The sequence below is a fragment of the Achromobacter sp. SLBN-14 genome, assembly GCF_006715415.1.
GTDB lineage: Bacteria > Pseudomonadota > Gammaproteobacteria > Burkholderiales > Burkholderiaceae_B > Achromobacter > Achromobacter mucicolens.
This window is the reverse complement of sequence record NZ_VFNE01000001.1, coordinates 76,427-95,545: the sequence shown is the minus strand read 5'-3', so window position 1 is coordinate 95,545 and position 19,119 is coordinate 76,427. Positions and strand designations below refer to the sequence as shown.

17 protein-coding genes are annotated in these 19,119 nt (G+C 68.0%); 7 read left to right on the top strand and 10 right to left on the bottom strand.

Annotation, left to right across the window (positions count from 1 at the left end; all coding sequences use genetic code 11):
* Positions 1–166: 166 nt before the first annotated feature.
* On the top strand, positions 167–2,548 hold the full coding sequence (gspD, locus tag FBY20_RS00410) for a type II secretion system secretin GspD (RefSeq protein WP_056318644.1): 2,382 nt from the start codon (positions 167–169) through the stop codon (positions 2,546–2,548).
* Complete coding sequence (gene gspE, locus FBY20_RS00405) at positions 2,545–3,972, top strand: type II secretion system ATPase GspE (protein ID WP_142049243.1); 1,428 nt, start codon at positions 2,545–2,547, stop codon at positions 3,970–3,972. Before gspD ends, gspE begins: the two co-directional genes overlap by 4 nt.
* 54 nt (positions 3,973–4,026) lie before the next feature.
* Here the strand turns inward: gspE and gspN are convergent, their stop codons facing one another.
* From gspN to FBY20_RS00360, 9 genes are all read right to left on the bottom strand, one after another.
* A complete protein-coding gene (gene gspN / locus FBY20_RS00400; protein WP_142049241.1) occupies positions 4,027–4,791 on the bottom strand; it encodes a type II secretion system protein N in 765 nt (254 codons plus the stop codon).
* A complete protein-coding gene (gspM, locus tag FBY20_RS00395) occupies positions 4,791–5,375 on the bottom strand; it encodes a type II secretion system protein GspM (protein WP_056316406.1) in 585 nt (194 codons plus the stop codon). The genes gspN and gspM overlap by 1 nt, the downstream gene beginning before the upstream one ends.
* Positions 5,372–6,364, bottom strand: a complete 993-nt coding sequence (gspL, locus tag FBY20_RS00390; protein WP_142049238.1) for a type II secretion system protein GspL — start codon at positions 6,362–6,364, stop codon at positions 5,372–5,374. The genes gspM and gspL overlap by 4 nt, the downstream gene beginning before the upstream one ends.
* Complete coding sequence (gene gspK, locus FBY20_RS00385; RefSeq protein ID WP_254595387.1) at positions 6,361–7,347, bottom strand: type II secretion system minor pseudopilin GspK; 987 nt, start codon at positions 7,345–7,347, stop codon at positions 6,361–6,363. Before gspK ends, gspL begins: the two co-directional genes overlap by 4 nt.
* Positions 7,344–7,955 carry a prepilin-type N-terminal cleavage/methylation domain-containing protein gene (locus tag FBY20_RS00380; RefSeq protein WP_142049236.1) on the bottom strand — a complete coding sequence of 204 codons (612 nt, stop codon included), beginning with the start codon at positions 7,953–7,955 and terminating at the stop codon, positions 7,344–7,346. The genes gspK and FBY20_RS00380 overlap by 4 nt, the downstream gene beginning before the upstream one ends.
* A complete protein-coding gene (gene gspI, locus FBY20_RS00375) occupies positions 7,952–8,386 on the bottom strand; it encodes a type II secretion system minor pseudopilin GspI (protein WP_174245376.1) in 435 nt (144 codons plus the stop codon). The genes FBY20_RS00380 and gspI overlap by 4 nt, the downstream gene beginning before the upstream one ends.
* Positions 8,373–8,861, bottom strand: coding sequence for a type II secretion system minor pseudopilin GspH (gspH, locus tag FBY20_RS00370; protein ID WP_142049233.1), 489 nt, complete (start codon positions 8,859–8,861; stop codon positions 8,373–8,375). Before gspH ends, gspI begins: the two co-directional genes overlap by 14 nt.
* Positions 8,833–9,261 (bottom strand): type II secretion system major pseudopilin GspG, encoded by a 429-nt coding sequence (gene gspG, locus FBY20_RS00365; RefSeq protein ID WP_056316420.1) that lies wholly within the window; start codon positions 9,259–9,261, stop codon positions 8,833–8,835. Before gspG ends, gspH begins: the two co-directional genes overlap by 29 nt.
* A gap of 89 nt (positions 9,262–9,350) precedes the next feature.
* A complete protein-coding gene (locus FBY20_RS00360) occupies positions 9,351–9,794 on the bottom strand; it encodes a general secretion pathway protein GspC (protein ID WP_142049230.1) in 444 nt (147 codons plus the stop codon).
* 694 nt (positions 9,795–10,488) lie between these two features.
* On the opposite strand from FBY20_RS00360, the gene FBY20_RS00355 reads away from it, so the two are divergent.
* Genes FBY20_RS00355 through FBY20_RS00345 form a run of 3 tightly spaced genes read left to right on the top strand, consistent with a single transcriptional unit; the run spans position 10,489 to position 14,933 of the window.
* Positions 10,489–12,507: an alkaline phosphatase family protein gene (locus tag FBY20_RS00355; protein WP_255452190.1), complete on the top strand. Its 2,019-nt coding sequence runs from the start codon at positions 10,489–10,491 to the stop codon at positions 12,505–12,507.
* Positions 12,508–12,528: 21 nt separating this feature from the next.
* Positions 12,529–12,726, top strand: a complete 198-nt coding sequence (locus tag FBY20_RS00350; RefSeq protein ID WP_174245375.1) for a hypothetical protein — start codon at positions 12,529–12,531, stop codon at positions 12,724–12,726.
* Between the two features lie 35 nt (positions 12,727–12,761).
* Positions 12,762–14,933 (top strand): phosphocholine-specific phospholipase C, encoded by a 2,172-nt coding sequence (locus tag FBY20_RS00345; RefSeq protein ID WP_142049228.1) that lies wholly within the window; start codon positions 12,762–12,764, stop codon positions 14,931–14,933.
* A gap of 3 nt (positions 14,934–14,936) precedes the next feature.
* On the opposite strand, the gene FBY20_RS00340 is transcribed toward FBY20_RS00345, so the two are convergent.
* Positions 14,937–15,839: a LysR family transcriptional regulator gene (locus FBY20_RS00340; protein ID WP_062840868.1), complete on the bottom strand. Its 903-nt coding sequence runs from the start codon at positions 15,837–15,839 to the stop codon at positions 14,937–14,939.
* Positions 15,840–15,931: 92 nt separating this feature from the next.
* On the opposite strand from FBY20_RS00340, the gene ggt reads away from it, so the two are divergent.
* Positions 15,932–17,560: a gamma-glutamyltransferase gene (gene ggt / locus FBY20_RS00335; RefSeq protein WP_056316430.1), complete on the top strand. Its 1,629-nt coding sequence runs from the start codon at positions 15,932–15,934 to the stop codon at positions 17,558–17,560.
* A 46-nt stretch (positions 17,561–17,606) separates the two neighbouring features.
* Positions 17,607–19,118, top strand: coding sequence for an ABC transporter substrate-binding protein (locus FBY20_RS00330; RefSeq protein WP_142049225.1), 1,512 nt, complete (start codon positions 17,607–17,609; stop codon positions 19,116–19,118).
* Position 19,119: the final 1 nt, after the last annotated feature.

Genomic DNA, 19,119 nt, shown 5'->3' with positions numbered 1-19,119 from the left:
AAGCGGAAGCACCTGCCGAAATCGCCAAGAGCCCCGAATTTAAAGGGTTTCCAGCCCGTCACCTTGCCTATGAAATATGACCGGGATGTTGCAGTCACACCCCGTATACTCCGACGCGCTTTCCCGTTTTTCCAAACGATTTCACGTCTCGGGCACCTATCTCGTCATGCGTCACATCGCGCAATTCAGCCTTGCATTCCTGCTTGCCGCAAGTCAACTCGGACCCGCCGCCGGCACGGCTCACGCACAACAGGCGGACAACCGCGTCAGCCTGAACTTCGTCGACACGGACATCCCCGCCGTGTTGCGCGCGCTGTCCCTGTTCACGCAGCGCAACTTCCTGGTGGACCCTCGCGTCAAGGGCAAGCTCACCCTGGTTTCGGATCGCCCCGTCGATAGCGCGCAGGCGCTGTCCATGCTGACCGGCGCATTGCGGCTGCAAGGGTTTGCCATCGTCGACGTGGACGGCGTGACGCGCGTCGTGCCCGAGGCCGATGCCAAGCTGCAAGGCAGCGCCGTTGTGGGCGGAGCGGGACCGGCAGGCGCCAGGCCCGTGGCTGGCGCGCCGGCCGCGGCGGGCAGGGCGCCCGTGCCCGTGTCGGCCTTTGCCAAAGGCGGGGGCAACAGCGGTGAAATGCTGACGCGGGTGTTCCCGCTGAAGTACGAGAACGCCGCGAACCTGGTGCCGGTGCTGCGCCCGATGGTGCCGCCAAACAACCCGATCAACGCGTACCCCGGCAACAACACGCTGGTCGTGACGGATTACGCGGACAACCTGGAGCGCATCGCCGCGGTCATCGCGCGCATCGACGTGCCCAGTTCGATGGACACGGACGTGGTGCCGGTGCAATCGGCCATCGCGACGGACATCGCCATCCTGGCCTCGCAGCTGCTCGACACGCAAAGCAGCGACCCCACGCAGCGCATCGCGGTCGTGGCGGATCCGCGCAGCAACAGCGTGCTGGTGCGTTCGGGCAGCCCGGCGCGCACGCGCCTGGCGCGCGAATTGATCCAGAAGCTGGACGCGCAGCAGAACCGCGCGGGCAATCTGCATGTGGTGTACATGCGCAACGCGCAGGCCACGCGCATCGCCGAGGTGCTGGGCGGGCTGCTGACGGGCCAGGCAAATTCGGCGCCGGGCGCGGCCCCGGGCGCCAGCAGCAGCACCGGCGGCGCGCAGGGCGGCGCGCGCGCGCAGAACACGGCCAGCAGCGCGGGGACGCAGGCAGGCATGGGCATGTCCAGCCAGTCGGGCTCGTCGCGCAGTGGCCTGTCGGGCGAACAGGAGCGCATCGCGCGCGAAGACAATTCGACGCAGGCGGTGTCGTATTCCGCGGGCGGCGCCACCATCCAGGCAGACCCCGCAACCAACTCGCTCATCATCTCCGCGCCCGAGCCGTTGTACCGCAGCCTGCGTGAAGTGATCGACCAGCTTGACCAGCGCCGCGCGCAGGTGCTGGTGGAAAGCCTGATCGTGGAAGTCAGTGAAGAGAAGGCCGCCGAATTCGGCATCCAGTGGATGACCGGCGCGGGCAACATCAACGGCAACGGCACCAGCTTCATCGGCGGCACGAACCTGGGCGGCAGCGGCATCACCGGCAACGGACCGACCTCGATCGACGCGCTGGGCAGCGGCTTGAGCCTGGGCGTGGTCAAGGGCACGGTCGACGTGCTGGGCAACGAGGTCATCAACCTGGGCGTGCTGGCGCGCGCCATGCAGAACACGGGCGAGGCCAACATCCTGTCCACACCCAACCTGCTGACGCTGGACAACCAGTCGGCCAGCATCCTGGTCGGCAAGACGGTGCCGTTCGTGACGGGCCAGTACGTGACCTCGGGCAGCAATGGCAGCTCCAATCCGTTCCAGACCATCGAACGCGAGGACGTGGGCCTGAAACTGAACATCCGGCCGCAGATTTCCGAAGGCGGCTCGGTCAAGCTGGACATCTACCAGGAAGTCAGCAGCATCGACGAAAGCCGCTCGAACGCCACCACCGGCATCGTCACCAACAAGCGCGCGATCGACACCAGCGTGCTGATCGACGATGGCCAGATCATCGTGCTGGGCGGCCTGCTGGAAGACAACGTGACGCTCACGTCCAACGCGGTGCCGGGATTGAGTTCGCTGCCGGTGATCGGGTCGCTGTTCCGCTACGACACGCGCAAGCGCACCAAGACCAACCTGATGGTGTTCCTGCGCCCGTACGTGGTGCGCGACGCCAACCGCAGCGCCAGCGTCACGATGGACCGCTACGACTACATGCGGCGCGCGCAGGGCGCGGTGCAGCCGCGCGACCACTGGGCGCTGCCGGACATGCAGGCGCCGATGCTGCCGCTGCCGGGCTCGGCGCCGTCGGTGTCGAACAACGCCTACGATTTGCGGCCCGAGCAGCAGGCGGCCACGCTGCGCCGTCCGCCGCCGGCCACGGTCGAGACCTTTGCGGTGCGCCAGTATCCCGGCACGCCGCCCGCGCCCGCCCAGCAACCCATCCGCGCGCCGCGGCCGGTCATGATGACGGTGGCGGTGGACCCCGAGAAGCTGCTATGAGCGCGCACCCCTTACCGTACGCCTGGGCCCGCGCGCAGCGCGCGGTGCTGTCGCTGCGCGGGGGGCAGGCGCAGTTGACGGTCAGTCCGCGCACGCCGGAATGGGCCGTGCGCGAGATCCGGCGCTGCCACGGCGATATCGGCCTGACGCAAATCGACGACGAGGCGCTGGAGACGCTGCTGACCGCGGCCTACAGCCACTCGGAAGACGCCGCGTCGGTCATGGGCGTGGCGGAAAACGAGATCGACCTGGACCGCCTGATGCAGGACATGCCCGAGGTGGCGGACCTGCTGGAAGCGCAGGACGATGCGCCCGTGATCCGCATGATCAACGCGCTGTTCGCGCAGGCTGCGCGCGACGGCGCCAGCGATATCCATATCGAACCCTTCGAAACGCACTCCGTGGTGCGCTACCGCGTGGACGGCACGCTGCGCGACGTGGTGTCGCCGCGCAAGGCGCTGCATGCCGCGCTGATTTCGCGCATCAAGATCATGGCGCACCTGGACATCGCCGAAAAGCGCCTGCCGCAGGATGGTCGCATCGCGCTGCGCGTGGGCGGGCGTCCCATCGACGTGCGCGTGTCCACGTTGCCGACCGGGCATGGCGAGCGCGCCGTGCTGCGCTTGCTGGACAAGGAGGCCGGCCGGCTGCAACTGGAAAAGCTCGGCATGAGCCCGGGCGTTCTGTCGCAGCTGGACCGTCTGATCCGCCAGCCGCACGGCATCGTCCTGGTGACCGGCCCGACCGGCAGCGGCAAGACCACGACGCTGTACGCGGCGCTGAGCCGTCTGGACGCCTCCACCAGCAACATCCTGACGGTGGAGGATCCCATCGAATACGACCTGGCCGGCATCAGCCAGACGCAGGTCAACGCCAAGATCGACATGAGCTTTGCGCTCGCCCTGCGCGCCATCCTGCGCCAGGACCCGGACGTCATCATGATCGGCGAAATCCGCGACCTGGAAACCGCGCAGATCGCGGTGCAGGCCTCGCTGACCGGCCACCTGGTGCTGGCCACGTTGCACACCAACGATGCCGTGTCCGCCGTCACTCGCCTGACCGACATGGGTGTCGAACCCTTTCTGCTGGCGTCGTCGCTGCTGGGCGTGCTGGCGCAGCGGCTGGTGCGCAAGCTATGCCCGGCGTGCAAGTCGCCCTCGATGCTGGACGGCGTGCAGGTCTTTCACCCCGTGGGCTGCGAGGCCTGCAACCACACCGGCTACAGCGGCCGCTCTGGCATCCACGAGCTCTTCACGGTGGACGACGAGGCCCGCCGCCTGATCCACGAAGGCCGCGACGAACGCGAACTGCGCCGCGCAGTGGCGGCCGCCGGCATGCGCAGCATGCGCGAAGACGGCCAGCGGTGGGTGGACGCGGGGCAGACGTCGCCAGAGGAAATCCTGCGCGTCACGCGCGACGCGTAGCCCGCGGCCGTTTGCGCTGGGTGTCTGACACCTTCCCGCGCTCCGACGCCGCCCCTATCGCCCGGATCTCCCCACGCTGAACGTCACCGTGTCGCCCGAGCGGCGGCCCAGGGTCGACAGCAGGCCGTCCAACGCGGCGCGGTCGGCATCATTCGCCGATCGGGCGAACGTGGCTTCGCCCTGGAAGCTGATGCCTCGGGGGCCACTACCGCCCTGGCCCTTGACGTCGAGCAGGCCGCTTTCCGTGCTGAGGACCAGCGTCGCGCCGGTTTTACCGCCCTGCACGCGCAGCAAATAAGCCCCCACTGGCGAGATGGGCGAGAGCGCAGTCGCGGCGTTGCGCCAGCGCACGTCCACGGCTGGGCCGGGGGGAAGCGGGGCGCCCAGGCGCAAGGGCTGCCAGTTGATCTCCAGCATGCCTTGCGGCGACAACGTATTCCAAGGCGCGCCGAGCGCAGGCAGAACCGTTGCGGGCACGCGCAGGGACGATGCGGGCAGCGCCAGACCGTTCCACCCCGGACGCGCGCGCAACGCGCCTTGCAGCCAGGGATGCGAGATGTCGAGCGCCATCGTGTCCCAGCGCCATTGCCATTGCACCGGTTGCGGCAGCACGCGGCGCGCGCCTTCGGAGCCAAGGGCGATCCACGCGCTGCCGTGCCACAGCGTGCCGCTGGCGTCGGCCAACGTGACCGGCGCGTCGGCGGGCAAAAGCGCCAGCACCCATCGCGCAGGCAGTACGGCGGCACCCGCAGCGGCGGCGCACAACACGCCAGCCAGCCACAGGCCCGCCACGCGGCGTGAAGGAAGTTTCAGCGGCATCAGCGGCTCCCGGCCGCCTGCGGCGGCAGCAGCACGACCTTGCCGTTGACCAGGCCCGGCAGCGGCCGTCCGTTGGCGTTTGCGGCGCGCGTCAGGTCCACCTGCGAGATGGCCAGTCCCCAATCGCGCCCCGCGCCGTCCAGCCAGCGCATCAGCGCCGATGACGGCGCCTGCTCCAACGACAGCGTGACGCCGCCCGCGTCGGCATCGGCCAGCGTCCATTGCCCGGCGGGCAGGCCGGCGCGTTCCAGACTGGCAGACAGTTCCTGCGTGCTGGGCATGGCCCCCGCGGGCACCGCGTTGCGCTGTCGCAGGGCGGAGGCTTGCGCCGTCAGGTCGGCGACGGTGGCGGCCTGCGTGCGCAGGCCTGGCAGCTCGGCGTGCAGTTTGCGCACAGTGTTCAGGGCGGGCTCGATCAGCGTCACAAAGCCAATCGCCGCACCCAGAAGCAACGCCGCGCCGGCGACGAGGCGGCGTTCGCGCGGGGCTAACGCCTGGTAGCGCGCTCGGGCGCGCGCCAGCGCCGGGTCCACGGGTTTGCGGGCGGCCTGCCACGCGGCTTGAAGTCGATGTAGCGGTGTCATGGTTGGCTGCGCACGATGCGCCAGGTGTTGTCGGTGTCGCCGCGTTCCAGCTTCAGCCCCAGGGCGGCGGCTTGCTGGATCAGCGCCGGCGTTTCAGCGACGCGTTGCGCTTGCGGGCCGGCGTCCGCCAGTTGCAGCGTGAGCGCCTGGTCGGCATATGTCAGGTGAGCGACCTTGTCGGCGGCAAAGGGCAGCGCCTGCGCGGCGGCGCGGGCCAGCGGCAGGAAGTCGCCGGCGCTGGCGGCGCCGCGGTTGGCCTGCAACGCGTCCAGCCCCTGCTGCGCCTGGCGCGCGGGGTCCAGCACGACGGGCACGTTCGGAAATGCCGCCAGCACCTGATCGTGCATGGCACGCCGCAAGGTGTCCGCTTCGCCGCGCAGTTGCGCGGCATACAGGTTCAAGCCAGCGATCCACACCACGGCCGCCAGCGCGCCCCAGCGCCACACCGGCCGCCAGCGTGACACGCTGACCGGCGCAAGATGCGGCATGGCCAGCGACCAGGCGGGCGAGGGCGCGTGCCAGCGCGGATCGGCAGGGTCGCGCAACGGCGCATCGGTGGCCGGCGCCAGCGCTTGCGGGGCGATCAGCGCGCGCACGCGCAGGCCTTGTTCGCTCAGCAGGCTCCACGCGCGGCGCACCGGTTCGCGCGGGGACCAGGCCAGCGCAACGGACCCGTCGGCGGCGCGTGCGCCGTGACCGATGGCAAGGCCATCCAGGTCGCTCAGGACCAGCGGTTCCAGCGCGCCGCGCACGGCCGCCCCGAAATGCGCGCGCGCCACGGCGGGAATCTGCACCGTGGCCGAAATGACGTCGGCCGGGTGCAGAACCGCTTCGCACGCGGCCTGGGGCCAGGCGTGCCCAAGGGCGCGCAGCGCCAGCTCGCCTTGCCGCACGCAGCGGCCGCGCCGGTCGAACCAGGCGTAGGGCAGCGGCGAATCCGCGCCAAATTCCTCCAGCGCGGGCAGGGCGATGCGCAGGGTGTTCTTCAAGGTGTTTCTCTCGTCCAGAGGGTTTCGGGAGCGGCCGGCGGGGCGCTGCGCATCAGCGCCTGCATGGAGACGCGCGCCCGTTCGTAGACCACGGTGCCGCTGGCCAGGAACCAGCTGCTGTTGGTGGAGACGGCGGGCGCAGGCGTCTTCACGCCCGTGCCCGCCAGCCGGTTGGCGAAGTCGCCGGTGTTGTTGAACCAGTTGCCGCGGTCGCGCTCGCCCGCCAAGGCGCGGGCCTGCGCAAGCGACAGCCCCGGCACCAGCGCGGCGATCACCTCCGCGGGCGCGGTGTTGACGTTGACCTGGGTGGCCGACGGCAGCAGCGTCATCGTGCGCCGCAACGCGTTTCGCATGGGCGGTTCAAGGTCCAGCAGCGCCGCGACTTCGTCCACGCCGCGCGGCAACGGCGCGCGCGCCAGCGGGCCGGGCTGCGCCGCGGTGTTGGGCGCGTCCGCCGCCAGCGCGGGCGGCTGTGCGGCGGCAACGATGTCGACGATGCGCGCGGCCAGCGTGTCGGGCAGTTCCAGCGTGCCGAGCAGGCGCCGCAGAATCTCTTCCTGCTCGGGCTGCGCCACGCCATTGCGCGCCAGGTTGTAAAGGTTGTACTTGCCCTGTTCGTCCTGGACCCCGCCCGAGAACACCGCCACGCGGTCGTCGCCGGGGCGCTCGATACGGGTGTCCAGCACTGGGGTCGCCCAAATCTGGTCGCCGCGGGTGGTGGGCTCGCGGCGGCCATGGTCGCGCACCACCAGCCGCGCCCAGTCGATGCCGCCAGCAAGCATCGCGCGCGCCTGCACGCGCGCCAGTTCATTCTCCACGCGCCGCGTGCTGGCGGTCTGCCGCTGGAACAGGCTGGTGGTCAGCGCGGCCACGATCGCAACCACGATGAGCGCGCTGACGACCGCCGCGCCGCGTTGGCGGTTCCCGCCGCCGCTCCCATGACCGCTGCACGAGGCCTGTGCGTGAACAGCCCTGCGGCTCATGGCAGCTCCAGGATGCGCGAGTAGCGCCGCAGATCGCCCGGCGCGCCACGATCAAAAACAATCTCCAGCCCGCTGGGCGCCGCCGCGAACGCCGCGTTCGCGTCCACCCAGCCCACGCCCGGCACCCATGCGCGCAGTGCAAGATTGCGCACGCCCGGCAAAAGCAGCACGCCGTCAACGGCCGCCGCCAGCGGACTGCGCGGCCCGGATGGGCCACTCGTGCGCCACAGTCCGTCGTTGCGGACCTGCCATTGAACACGCTGCCACAGGCCGTTGCCATCGGGATCGGGACGCAGGACTTCCAGCGTCTGCCCGCCGGCGGCGCGCGGCAACAGCCGCAGGCCCGTCGTGAACGACACCGCGTCCAGACCCGGTGAATCGAACGCAGGGCCCGCGTACGACAGCTCCACATCGCGCGCCATCTGGCCCAGCGTGCGTACGATGGCGTCCGTGTCCTCGGCCTGCGCGGCGATAAGATCGCGCGCGCCCGACACGCTGGCCAGGCCGCGCCAGGCCATCAGGCTGACAAGCGCCATCAGCGCCAGGGCGACCAGCACCTCGATCAGCGTGAAGCCGGCCTGGGATTGCGGTGGGCGGCGCACGATCATCGCAGGCTGGACAGCAGTCCGTCTAGCTGCAGCAGGATCGCGCCATCGCGCGAAGACGCAGCGTCGCGGACCTTCACCGACACCTGCCGAAAGCTGCGGTTCATCGAATTGGTAAAGACCAGTTCGCACTGCAGCGCCAGGCCGCCTTGCGGACACGGCACCGTCTGCGAGCCGGCGCGCGGCAGCGTCTGTTCCAGACGCAACTGCGCAAGCGCGTTCTGCGCCGCCAACAACGCCAGGGTCTTGTCCTGCAGCGCGCGGTTGTTCGCGGCCATGACGCCCGTGGCGCGTAACGCCGCGCCCATCGCCACGGCGATGATCGCCAGCGCGACCAGCACTTCGATCAGCGTGAAACCGCGTTCGCGGTTGCGCGGACGCGGCAATGCCGCGCCATCAAGGGAGGCCTGGGCGAATTCGTCAGCGGATCTCATAGCGTCCCGCGGCATCGCGTTGCAGTGTCACGCGTACGTCTGCCGCGCTCAACGTCAACGTCATGGGCGCGGCGACCCATTCCGTATTGAAGATCAGCGGCCGGTCCGGATCCAGCCGCCATTGCACCGGGCTGGCCGACCAGGCCTGCGGACGCAGCACCTCGTCGGTGTCGAGACCGTCGGGGGGCACCGGGATGTCGTCTTGCGCGGTAGGGCCGGCCGCGCGGCCGTTGCGCTCGAACGACCACCCCTGGCCGTTTGCCAGCCAGCGGATCGGGCGCCCGTCGCTGCGGGCCTCGCTCTGCGCCACGGTGAACGCGTCCGCCAGCCGCTCGGCGTCAGCGCGAAGACGATTGTCGCCACGCCCGACCGACAGGCTCACCATGCTGGCCGCGATGGCCACGATCACCAGCACCACCAAGACTTCGACCAGCGTGAAACCGCGTTCAGAGTTCCCAGGAACCGATGTCGGCATCGCCGCTTTCTCCGCCGGGCTTGTTGTCGGCGCCGAACGAGAAGACATCCACGTCGCCTTTGACGCCGGGGCTCAGATATTGGTAGGGGTGTCCCCACGGATCGTTGGGCAGCTTGTCCAGGTAGCCACGCCAGTTGGCAACGCCCTCCGGCTTCTGCGCCAGCGCGCGCAGGCCCTGCGCCGTGGTCGGATAGCGGCCATTGTCCAGCCGGTACAGCTTGAGCGCCTGCATGATGCCCGCAATGTCCTGCCGGGCGGCCGCCTGACGCGCCTGGTCCGGGCGGTCGAGCACGCGTGGCACCACCAGCGCGGCCAGAATCCCCATGATCACAATCACCACCATGATCTCGATGAGGGTGAAGCCCTGCTGGCGGGCAAGCCCGCGCGGTAACTGACGCACTTTGCAACTCCGGTCTTTCAGTAGAAGCCCGGGATTGTGGACATGAAATATGACAGTAATGCGCACGCCGGCAGGTCACCCGCCGGCATTCACTTCAAGCGCGTGATTCCGCCCGGCGCGTCCTGCGCAGCCGGCGCGGCCAGGCGGCTCGCGCGGCCCGACTGCTCGACCGTCACGGCGTCCGCCGCGATGTCGCGAAGCACGATGCCCGGCGCCACCTCAGCCCCCGCGCGCCAAGCCAGCGGCGGTCCGCCGTCCACGCTCAGCACGGCCGCACCATCGGGCCCAGCCGCGATCACCCCCAGCACCGTTATCTGCGTGCGCATGGCTTCGTCCTTGCCGAACCACAACGCGACCGGCGTATTGTCGGCCGCACGCGGCGCAGCGGCCGAGACCGCCGGGGGCAGGGGCCCGGGCTGTGGCGCAAACAGGATAGACGCCCACACGCCAAGCCCCGCGGCAAAAACCAGCACGGCAAGGACACGCAGCAAGGCGGGCGCGGAGGGCAGGGGCAGGCGCAGGGACAAAGGCATGGGATTGAACGGCAGATGAAGCAACGCGGCCGACTATAGCGGCGATTCATGACAGCAATGTTGGGTGTCTGACACCCATGGAAGTGAATGCCGGTCTGCCGCAATGTCTCATTGGGTGTCAGACACCCGATACGATCATCTCCCCCCAAAGAATTCCGACCCAAACCCCGCCACACGCGAAGCGTCATCGCCAAGACGCAAGACACCGCGTAAGTCCCCGGAGGCCGCCCGCGCGGCCGAACGGGGACGGGCACCGCAAGCCGCTTCAACCCCGGGCACGTCTCCAACAGAACGCCAAGCACGCTGACCGTCCCGCCGCCCGGAAAACTCCAACTGCTCGAGTCCGGGCCGTCGCCGTGCCGGACGTCTCAAGAACCCAACCTCAGGCAAGCCAAAACGCAAAAGCGAACAAGCCGTCAGACAGCCCGGGGAGAAGGTCGCCGGCATGTCGTGTCGACTTTCCGAGTGTCAAAACACCCGCCATCACCACATTCCCAGCCGCCAAAAACCCACCCGCTCCCTTGCCTCGCACGCAATCCACCTGCCCAGAAGTCCGACGCGCATTGCCTCATCCGCAAAAGAATCCTGATTCAGCAATCAAGGTTTCTCGCCTTTGCTTCACGGGTCTTTCACGTTCGGTCGCCACCATGTCGGCCAGCGTAAGACCCCCTTCATGAAAAAGAGAAGAGAAGCAATGCAGACATTGAACTGGAGAAGATGGTGCGCCATGTTGCTGGCGACCAGCGTGTTGGCCGGCTGTGGAGGCGGCGATGACGATGACGACGAAGCCCCCGTGGCCCCGCCGACCCAGCCCCCCGTGACAACGCCGGGCGAGGCGAGCGCCAGCAAGGTGCTGTTTGTCGGCGTGGACGGCCTGACGTATGACGCGCTGCGGCGCGGCGTGGCGGACAACACGCTGCCCAACTTGAGCCAGCTGACCGTCACCCGCGCCTGGACCGGCGGCGTGACCGGCACCGTGACCCAACAGCCCACGCTCACCGCGCCCGGCTGGGCCACCTTGCTCACCGGGCAATGGGCCGACGTCCATGGCGTGCGCTCCAATGCACAGAGCCAGGGCATGAAAGCCCCCAGCCTTTTCCAACGCATCAAGACCGCGCAGCCTGAAGCGCGCACCGCCGGCGCCTTCAACTCAACGCTGCTGGCCAGCCTAATAAACATCGACCGCGACGCCGGCTACGTCGAGACGCTAACCGACTGCGCAGGCCAGGACGACTGCGTCGCCTCCCAAGCCCGCGACCGCATCGCCGAAGGCTACGACCTCGTCGTCGCGCAATTCGGCGCGCCCGAACGCGCCGCCGCCGAAAACGGCTTCGGCACCACCTACGACGCGGTCATCCGCCAGACCGACGCCGCCCTTGGCGTCCTGGCCAAGCAACTGGCCGACCGCCGCGCCGCGCATCCCAACGAAAACTGGCTCATGGTCGTCGCCACAAGCCACGGCCTGGACAAGACCGGCGGCAGCGACGGCCTGCCGTTCTCTTCCAACAAGACCATCCTGCTCGCCGCCAATCAGCCCGCGCTGCTCGGCGGCAGCGCCGACGACGCCTCGTTCGACGGCGTATGGGACACCAACTGGTACGCGCTGCCCAGCGCTGCCGACGTGGCGCCCACCGTCCTGTCGCACCTGGACGCCTTGCCCGAGGCCGCCGCCTACGACATGGCCGGCACCGCGCTCAGCGAGCCGCTGGCGCTGCGCCGCGTTGCCACCCGCACCTCCATGGACAACAAGAGCGTCACCGTCACCTGGGTCCGCGTTGGAGAACCCGCCGGCGACATCGTCGTCAGCCGCGACGGCAACGAAGTCGCGCGCCTGCCCGGCACCGCCACCGAATACGTCGACACCGGCTTCACCTTCACTGCCGAGGGCGTGCATGAAGTGGCCTACAGCGTCTCCACCGGCCACGCGGTCAGCGCCGCGCGCGCCACGGTCGTCTACGTCAAGCCCGTGCCCCTCTTGGCCTCGCTGCGCACCGGCCTGACCATGTTCTTCCCCTTCGAGGGCGACGTGGCCGACAAGGCCGCCGGCGGCGGCGCGATCACGCCGTTCGACGGCACCCAGGCGCCCGCCTATGCCGACCCCGGCGTGTACGGCAAGAGCTTCCGGAACGAGCGCGGTTCGGCGGCCCTGGGCGCATTCAAGCTGGACTATCCGGCGGGCCTTCTGGACAGCGTGCAGGCGTTCACCATCGGCTTCTGGTTCCAGTCCGACGGCACCGCCAATGACCGCTCGATCATCGGCAACAAGGACTACAACTCCGGCGGCAACCCTGGCATCACCATCGCCCAATGGGCAGGGCCCGAACTGCGCTTCAACATCGCCGGCGGCGGCAAGCGCGCGGACATCAACGGCGTGAAGTTCACGCCCAACAAGCCCGTCTACATCGCCATGACCATCGACAAGACGGCCCGCACCATGACCGCCTACCGCTACGACAGCGAACTGGGCTTTGTGCGCAGCGTGACCTCCACCGCCACGCCCGGCGTCAACCTGGCCCAGGTCGCCGGCATCTTCGGTCCGCACATCGGCCTGAACGAAGACGGCCTCGGCACCTACGGCATCTGCTGCGCCGGCACCAAGGGCCCGTACACGATGATTTTCGATGACCTGGCGTTCTGGTCGCGGGCGTTGACCGAGGAAGAAGTGAAGTCCCTCGCCCTGTCCGGCAAGTCTGTCCACGAACTGTTTCCCTGATGTCCCAAGGATAAATACCCCATGAGCAAGTCCATGATTTTGCGCGGTTTCCTGCGCGCCGGCGCGGTGCTGATGCTGACCGCCACCCTGGCCGCCTGCGGTGGCGACGATGGCGGCGACGACGACGCCGCCACGCCCGGCAATCCCGGTACGCCCACCCAGCCCGAAACGCCCACCACGCCGCCGCCGGCCAAGCCCGAACTGCGTTGCGCGCCCTGAGCCGCGCCTATTCCAGACACATAGGAAAATCCTCCGTGAAGTCCGATAAAGACACGATCCACGCCGGCAAGCGCCGGTTCCTGCGCAACGCCGCTGCCTCCACGGCGGGCCTGACCGCGCTGTCGATGTTCCCGCCCGCGATCCGCCGCGCGCTCGCCATTCCCGCCAATAACCGCACCGGCACCATCAACGACGTCGAGCACGTGGTCATCCTGATGCAGGAGAACCGCTCGTTCGACATGTACTTCGGCACGTTCAAGGGCGTACGCGGTTTTGGCGACCGCATCACCATCCCGCTGCCGCAGGACCGCTCGGTCTGGGAACAGACCAACGGCACGCGCGTCGTCATGCCGTACCACCTGGACAGCACGCAGGGCAACGCCCAGCGCGTGGCCGGCACGCCGCACGACTACGTGGATGCGCAGATGGCCTGGGACGGCGGCCGCATGTATCAATGGCCCCGCTACAAGCAGAACCAGTCGATGGGCTACTACCGCCAGAAGGAAGTCGAGTTCCAGTTCGCGCTGGCCGACGCCTTCACCCTGTGCGACGCCTACCACTGTTCCACCCACGGCGGCACCAACACCAACCGCCTCTTTCACTGGACCGGCACCAACGATCCGCTGGCGCAGGGCAACGGCCCCTCGACCCGCAACCAATGGGACAGCCTGGGCGCCTCGAACATCGGCTGGACCTGGAAGACGTATCCGGAGCGCCTGCAGGAAAACGGCGTGACGTGGAAGGTCTACCAGAACCTGCCGGAGAACTTCGGCGACAACCCGCTGGCCGGCTTCCAGCAGTACCGCCGCGCCAACGAACTGGCGGGCAACGGCAGCAACGGCGCGCCTTACCCGGCCTGGACGCCCAGCATGGACGCGGCCAATCCGCTCTACAAGGGCACCGCCAACACGATGCCGGACGGCGGCTTCCTGCAGGCGCTGCGCGACGACGCGATGAACGGCACGCTGCCGCAGGTGTCATGGATCGTGGCGCCGGCAACCTACTCCGAGCACCCCGGCCCCTCCAGCCCCGTGCAGGGCGCCTGGTACATCCAGGAAACGCTGGACGCGCTGACCGCCAATCCGGACGTCTGGAGCAAGACCGTCCTGCTCATCAACTTCGACGAGAACGACGGCTACTTCGACCACGTGCCGCCGCCCGCCGCGCCCTCGCTGAATACCGATGGCTCGATGGCCGGCGCCTCCACGGTCAACACCGACCTGGAGCGCCACACGCACGCGTCCGCCCAGGACGCCGCCGACAACCGCGTCTACGGCCCCGGCCCCCGCGTGCCGATGTACGTCGTGTCGCCCTGGAGCCGCGGCGGCTGGGTCAATTCCCAGGCCTTCGACCACACCTCCGTGCTGCAATTCCTGGAAGCCCGCTTCGGCGTGAAGGAAGAGAACATCAGCCCGTGGCGCCGCGCCGTGCTGGGCGACCTGACCTCGGCCTTCAACTTCGCCACGCCCAACGACGAAAAACTGCCCGACCTGAACATCCTGACCCGCAGCGGATCGGACCAGGAACGCGCCGCGCAGGAAGCGCTGACCGCCGTGCCGCTGCCCGACCCGTCCACGCAGGCCAAGGGCGTGCAGGAGCCCGGCGTGCGTTATTCCCGCGCCTTGCCGTACGAGCTGCACGCGAGCGGCCGCAGCCAGCCGGGCACCGGCAACATGTGGCTGGTGTTTTCAAACACCGGCAAGCAGGCCGCGGTGTTCCATGTGTACGACCGCCTGCATCTGGACCGCCTGCCGCGCCGCTACACCGTGGAACCGGGCAAGCAGCTCGAAGGCAGCTGGGACACGGCGGCCGACGGCGGCAAGTACGACCTGTGGGTCCTGGGCCCCAACGGCTGGCACCGCCATTTCGCCGGCGACGTGGCGCATGACCGCTCGGCGCAGCAGGATGCCGAGATCCGCGTCTGCTACGACATCGCCAATGGCGACGTTTACGTCAGCTTCATCAACGCCGGCAAGACCCAGTGCACCTTTGAAGTCACGCCCAATGCGTATTACGCCAACCACGAGCGCTGGACCTTCACGGTCGCAGCCGGCGCGCAGGTCGAGCAGCATTGGGCGCTGGCGGGCAGCCACGCGTGGTACGACTTCACGGTGCGGCTGGCCGAGGATCCGTCGTGGCTGCGCCGCTTTGCCGGCCGCGTCGAAACCGGCAAGGCGTCCGTGACCGATCCGGCCATGGCGATGTAAACGTCACGCGGCGGTCTGCGGTTCGCGTGCGCGGAAAGCCTGCGCGCACGCCTCGCAGATCGCCGCCGTGATGCCCTGGCGGGCGTGTTCGCGGCGTTCAAGCATCCCGATGGAGCGCGACAGCGGCCCCAGGTCGTCGGGCAGGTGAAAGATCCGCAACTCCGGACTGTGCTGCCAGTTCGCGCCGTTGATCAGCGGCAGCAGCGTCACGCCGACTTCCTGGCGCACCAGTTCCACCAGCGTCTCGATCGCGTTCAGTTCCAGGAAGTCATTGACCGGCACCGCCATCCGGCGCAGCAGCCGGTCGATCTGCAGCCCGGTGCGCTGGGTGCGGTCAAAGCGCAGGAAAGGATTGCCCGCCAGCACCTCGCGGGCGTCCTTGCCGGCCGCCGATCGCGGGGCGATCACCACCATCTGTTCTTCATAGAGTGCGGTCCAGCGCGTGCTGGCCATCTTGCGCCCGGCTTCCACCAGGAATGCCGCATCCAGCTCGCCGTCCTCGACCTTGCCCGCCAGCTCGCTGGCCTTGCCCGACAGGATGCGCACGTCCAGCTTGGGGTGGGCCTTTTTCAATCCCGAGATGACCTTCGATAGCGTCCCCATGCAGGACACGATGCTGCCCACCGACACGGACCCGGCCAATTCGCCGGGCGCGGTGTTCGGCCGCCGCAGTCTGTCGTATAAATCAAGCAAGTGCTTGATTTCAGGAAGCAATTCGCGTCCGGCCGCGTTCAGTATGGCCAGGCGCCCGCTGCGGTCGAAAAGCTCTCGCCCCAGCTCGGCTTCCAGCGAGCGCATCTGAAAGCTGACGGCCGCTTGCGTCAGGGCCACCTGCTCGGCCGCTTCCGAGAAGGAACCGTGGTGCGCGACGGCCAGAAACGTGCGCATGAAACGGATCGTACTCATAAAAAATTCTTTTATGACGGAACAAAAAATCAAATTGATTTAATTAAAGCACGAGAGTAACTTCGCCCGCTTAACCTTATGAGACCCGCCACATGAAAACCTTCGACTGGGCCAACCCGTATCCTTCCGTCCGCATTCCGCTGTTTGCCCGCAACGTGGTTTCCACGTCGCACCCGCTGGCTGCCCAGGCGGGGCTGCGCATGCTGCTCAAGGGCGGCAACGCCGTGGACGCCGCCATTGCGGCCGCGGCCACGATCGTCCTGGTCGAACCGGTTTCCTGCGGCCTGGGTGGCGACTGCTTTGCCATCGTCTGGGACGGCAAAGAGCTGCACGGCCTGAACTCGTCGGGCGTCGCGCCCGCCGCCTGGAACACCGAATACTTCAAGCGCAAGTACGGCACCGACGCCAATGGCCTGGCCATCCAGCCCAAGCGCGGCTGGGACGCGGTCACGGTTCCCGGCGTGGTGGCCGGCTGGGCCGCGTTGCATGAAAAGCTGGGCAAGCTGCCGTTCGAACAACTGTTCGAACCCGCCATCGAGATCGCCGAACGCGGCTACGCCGTGCCGCCCGTCGTGGCGCACAAGTGGGCCGCCGCCGCCGAGGAACTGAAGTCGCAGCCCGGCTACGCCCAGGCCTTCCTGCCCGAAGGCCGCGCGCCCAAGGTCGGCGAGCACTTCCGCTTCCCCGACGCCGCCAACACGCTGCGCCGCATCGCCGAATCCAAGGGCCGCGACTTCTACGAAGGCGAACTGGCCGAGCGCATCGCCGCCTTCAGCAAGGAATGCGGCGGCGCGATGACGCTGGAAGACCTGCGCGGCTACCGTCCGGAATGGGTCAAGCCCATCTCCAAGTCCTATCGTGGCTACGAGCTGCACGAAATTCCGCCGAACGGGCAGGGCATCGCCGCGCTGATCGCGCTGGGCATTGTCGAACGCTTCGACATGGCCGACATTCCCGTGGATTCGGTGCAGTCGCAGCACATCCAGATCGAAGCCATGAAGCTGGCCTTCGCCGACCTGTACAAGTACGTCGCCGACCCCCGCGCCATGCAGGTCACGCCCGAGCAGATGCTGTCGGACGCCTACCTGGACAGCCGCGCCAAGCTGATCCGCCTGGACCAGGCCACCCACTTCGAGGCCGGCCGTCCGCACGCGGGCGGCACCATCTACCTGACCGCCGCCGACGAAAACGGCATGATGATCTCGTTCATCCAGTCCAACTACATGGGCTTCGGGTCGGGCGTGGTCGTGCCTGGCACGGGCATCAGCATGCAGAACCGCGGCGTGGGCTTCTCCATGGATCCCAAGTCGGCCAACGTGGTCGAAGGCGGCAAGCGCCCGTTCCACACGATCATCCCGGGTTTCCTCACGCGCGGCGGCAAGCCGGTCATGAGCTTTGGCGTCATGGGCGGCGACATGCAGCCCCAGGGGCACATGCAGACCGTGGTCCGCATGATCGACTACCACCAGAACCCGCAGGCCGCATGCTGCGCCCCGCGCTGGAAGGTCAACCGGGACTTCACGCTCGACATCGAGACCAATATGAAGGCTTCTACGATTGCGGGACTGAAGGACCTGGGGCATGCTTTGAAATCCGTTGACGATCCGTACATGGATTTCGGCGCCGGCCAATTCATCTGGCGCATGTCCGAAAACGACAACGAACTCGGTTACGTCGCCGCCAGCGACAGCCGTCGCGACGGCCAGGCGGTGGGCTTCTAAAGCGCTTCCTAAACCGGCAAATGCAGCAACAAGGGGAATAAACACAATGAAACGCTTGACCATGACCTTCGGCGCCAGCCTGCTGGCGCTGGCCGCCGGCGCCGCCAGCGCCCAGAACATCCGCATCGGCCTGCAGGAAGATCCCGATGTCCTGGATCCGCACCGCGCCCGTACCTACGTGGGCCGCATCGTGTTCACGTCGCTGTGCGACAAGCTGGTGGACATCGATCCCAAACTGCACTTCGTGCCGCAACTGGCCACCTCGTGGTCGTTCAGCGACGACAACAAGGTGCTGACCTTCAAGCTGCGCGACGACGCGTCGTTCCACGACGGCACCAAGTTCGACGCGGCGGCGGCCAAGGCCAACCTGGAACGCGCCATGAGCCTGCCGGACAGCCTGCGCAAGGGCGAGCTCCGTTCGGTCGCCAAGGTCGACGCGCCGGACGCCACCACGCTGGTGCTCACCCTGAAGGAACCGGACGCCACGCTGCTCGCGCAGCTGTCCGACCGCGCCGGCATGATGCTGTCGCCCAAGACCTTCTCGGACGACGTCGCCGCCGTGGGCCGCAAGCCCATCTGCTCGGGTCCGTACAAGTTCGTCGAACGCATCCAGAACGACCGCATCGTTCTCGAAAAATTCGACCAGTACTACGGCGCCAAGGACTACGCGTTCAAGCGCCTGACGTTCCTGCCCATCCCGGACACCACCGTGCGCCTGTCCAACCTGCGCGCCGGCGACCTGGACATGCTGGAACGCCTGAATCCGTCCGACGCCCCGCAGGTCAAGAAGGACGCCAACCTGACGTTCGCACCGGTCGCGGGCCTGGGCTTCCAGCAGTTCATGTTCAACGTGGGCAACGGCAAGCGGGCCGAAGACAACCCGTTCAAGAACAAGCTGGTGCGCCAGGCGTTCCAGTACGCCATCGACCGCAACGCCATCAATGAAGTGGCCGGCGGCGGCATCTTTGAACCGGCCCAGCAGCCGTTCCCGCCCGCCAGCCCCTATCACAGCGACAAGTTCCCCGTCACCCAGCGCGACGTGGCCAAGTCCAAGAGCCTGCTCAAGCAGGCGGGCTTTGACCGCGTGAAGGCCGAGCTGGTGTTTGGCAACAACACCACCACCTCGTCCATCGCCGAAATCGTCCAGGCGATGGCCGCCGAGGCGGGCTTTGACCTGTCGCTGCGCCCGACCGAATACGCGGCGCTGCAAAAGGAAGCCTCGGGCGGCAACTTCCAGATCGTGATGCTGGGCTGGTCCGGCCGGGTCGATCCCGACGGCAACATCCACGCCTTCGTCACCTGCAAGGGCGCGCTGAACGACGGCCACTACTGCAACCCTGAAGTCGACAAGCTGCTCAACCAGGCGCGCACGGTGCCGGACGAGGCCAAGCGCAAGGCCATCTACGACCAGGCGCAGACCATCATCCAGGACGAACTGCCCGGCGTGTACAACTACTACCAGCCGTGGCCCTTCGTCATGAGCAAGAAGGTCCAGGGTTTCACTCCCTACCCGGACGGTATGATCCGGCTCAAGGGCGTGACGTTCGCGCAGAAGTAAT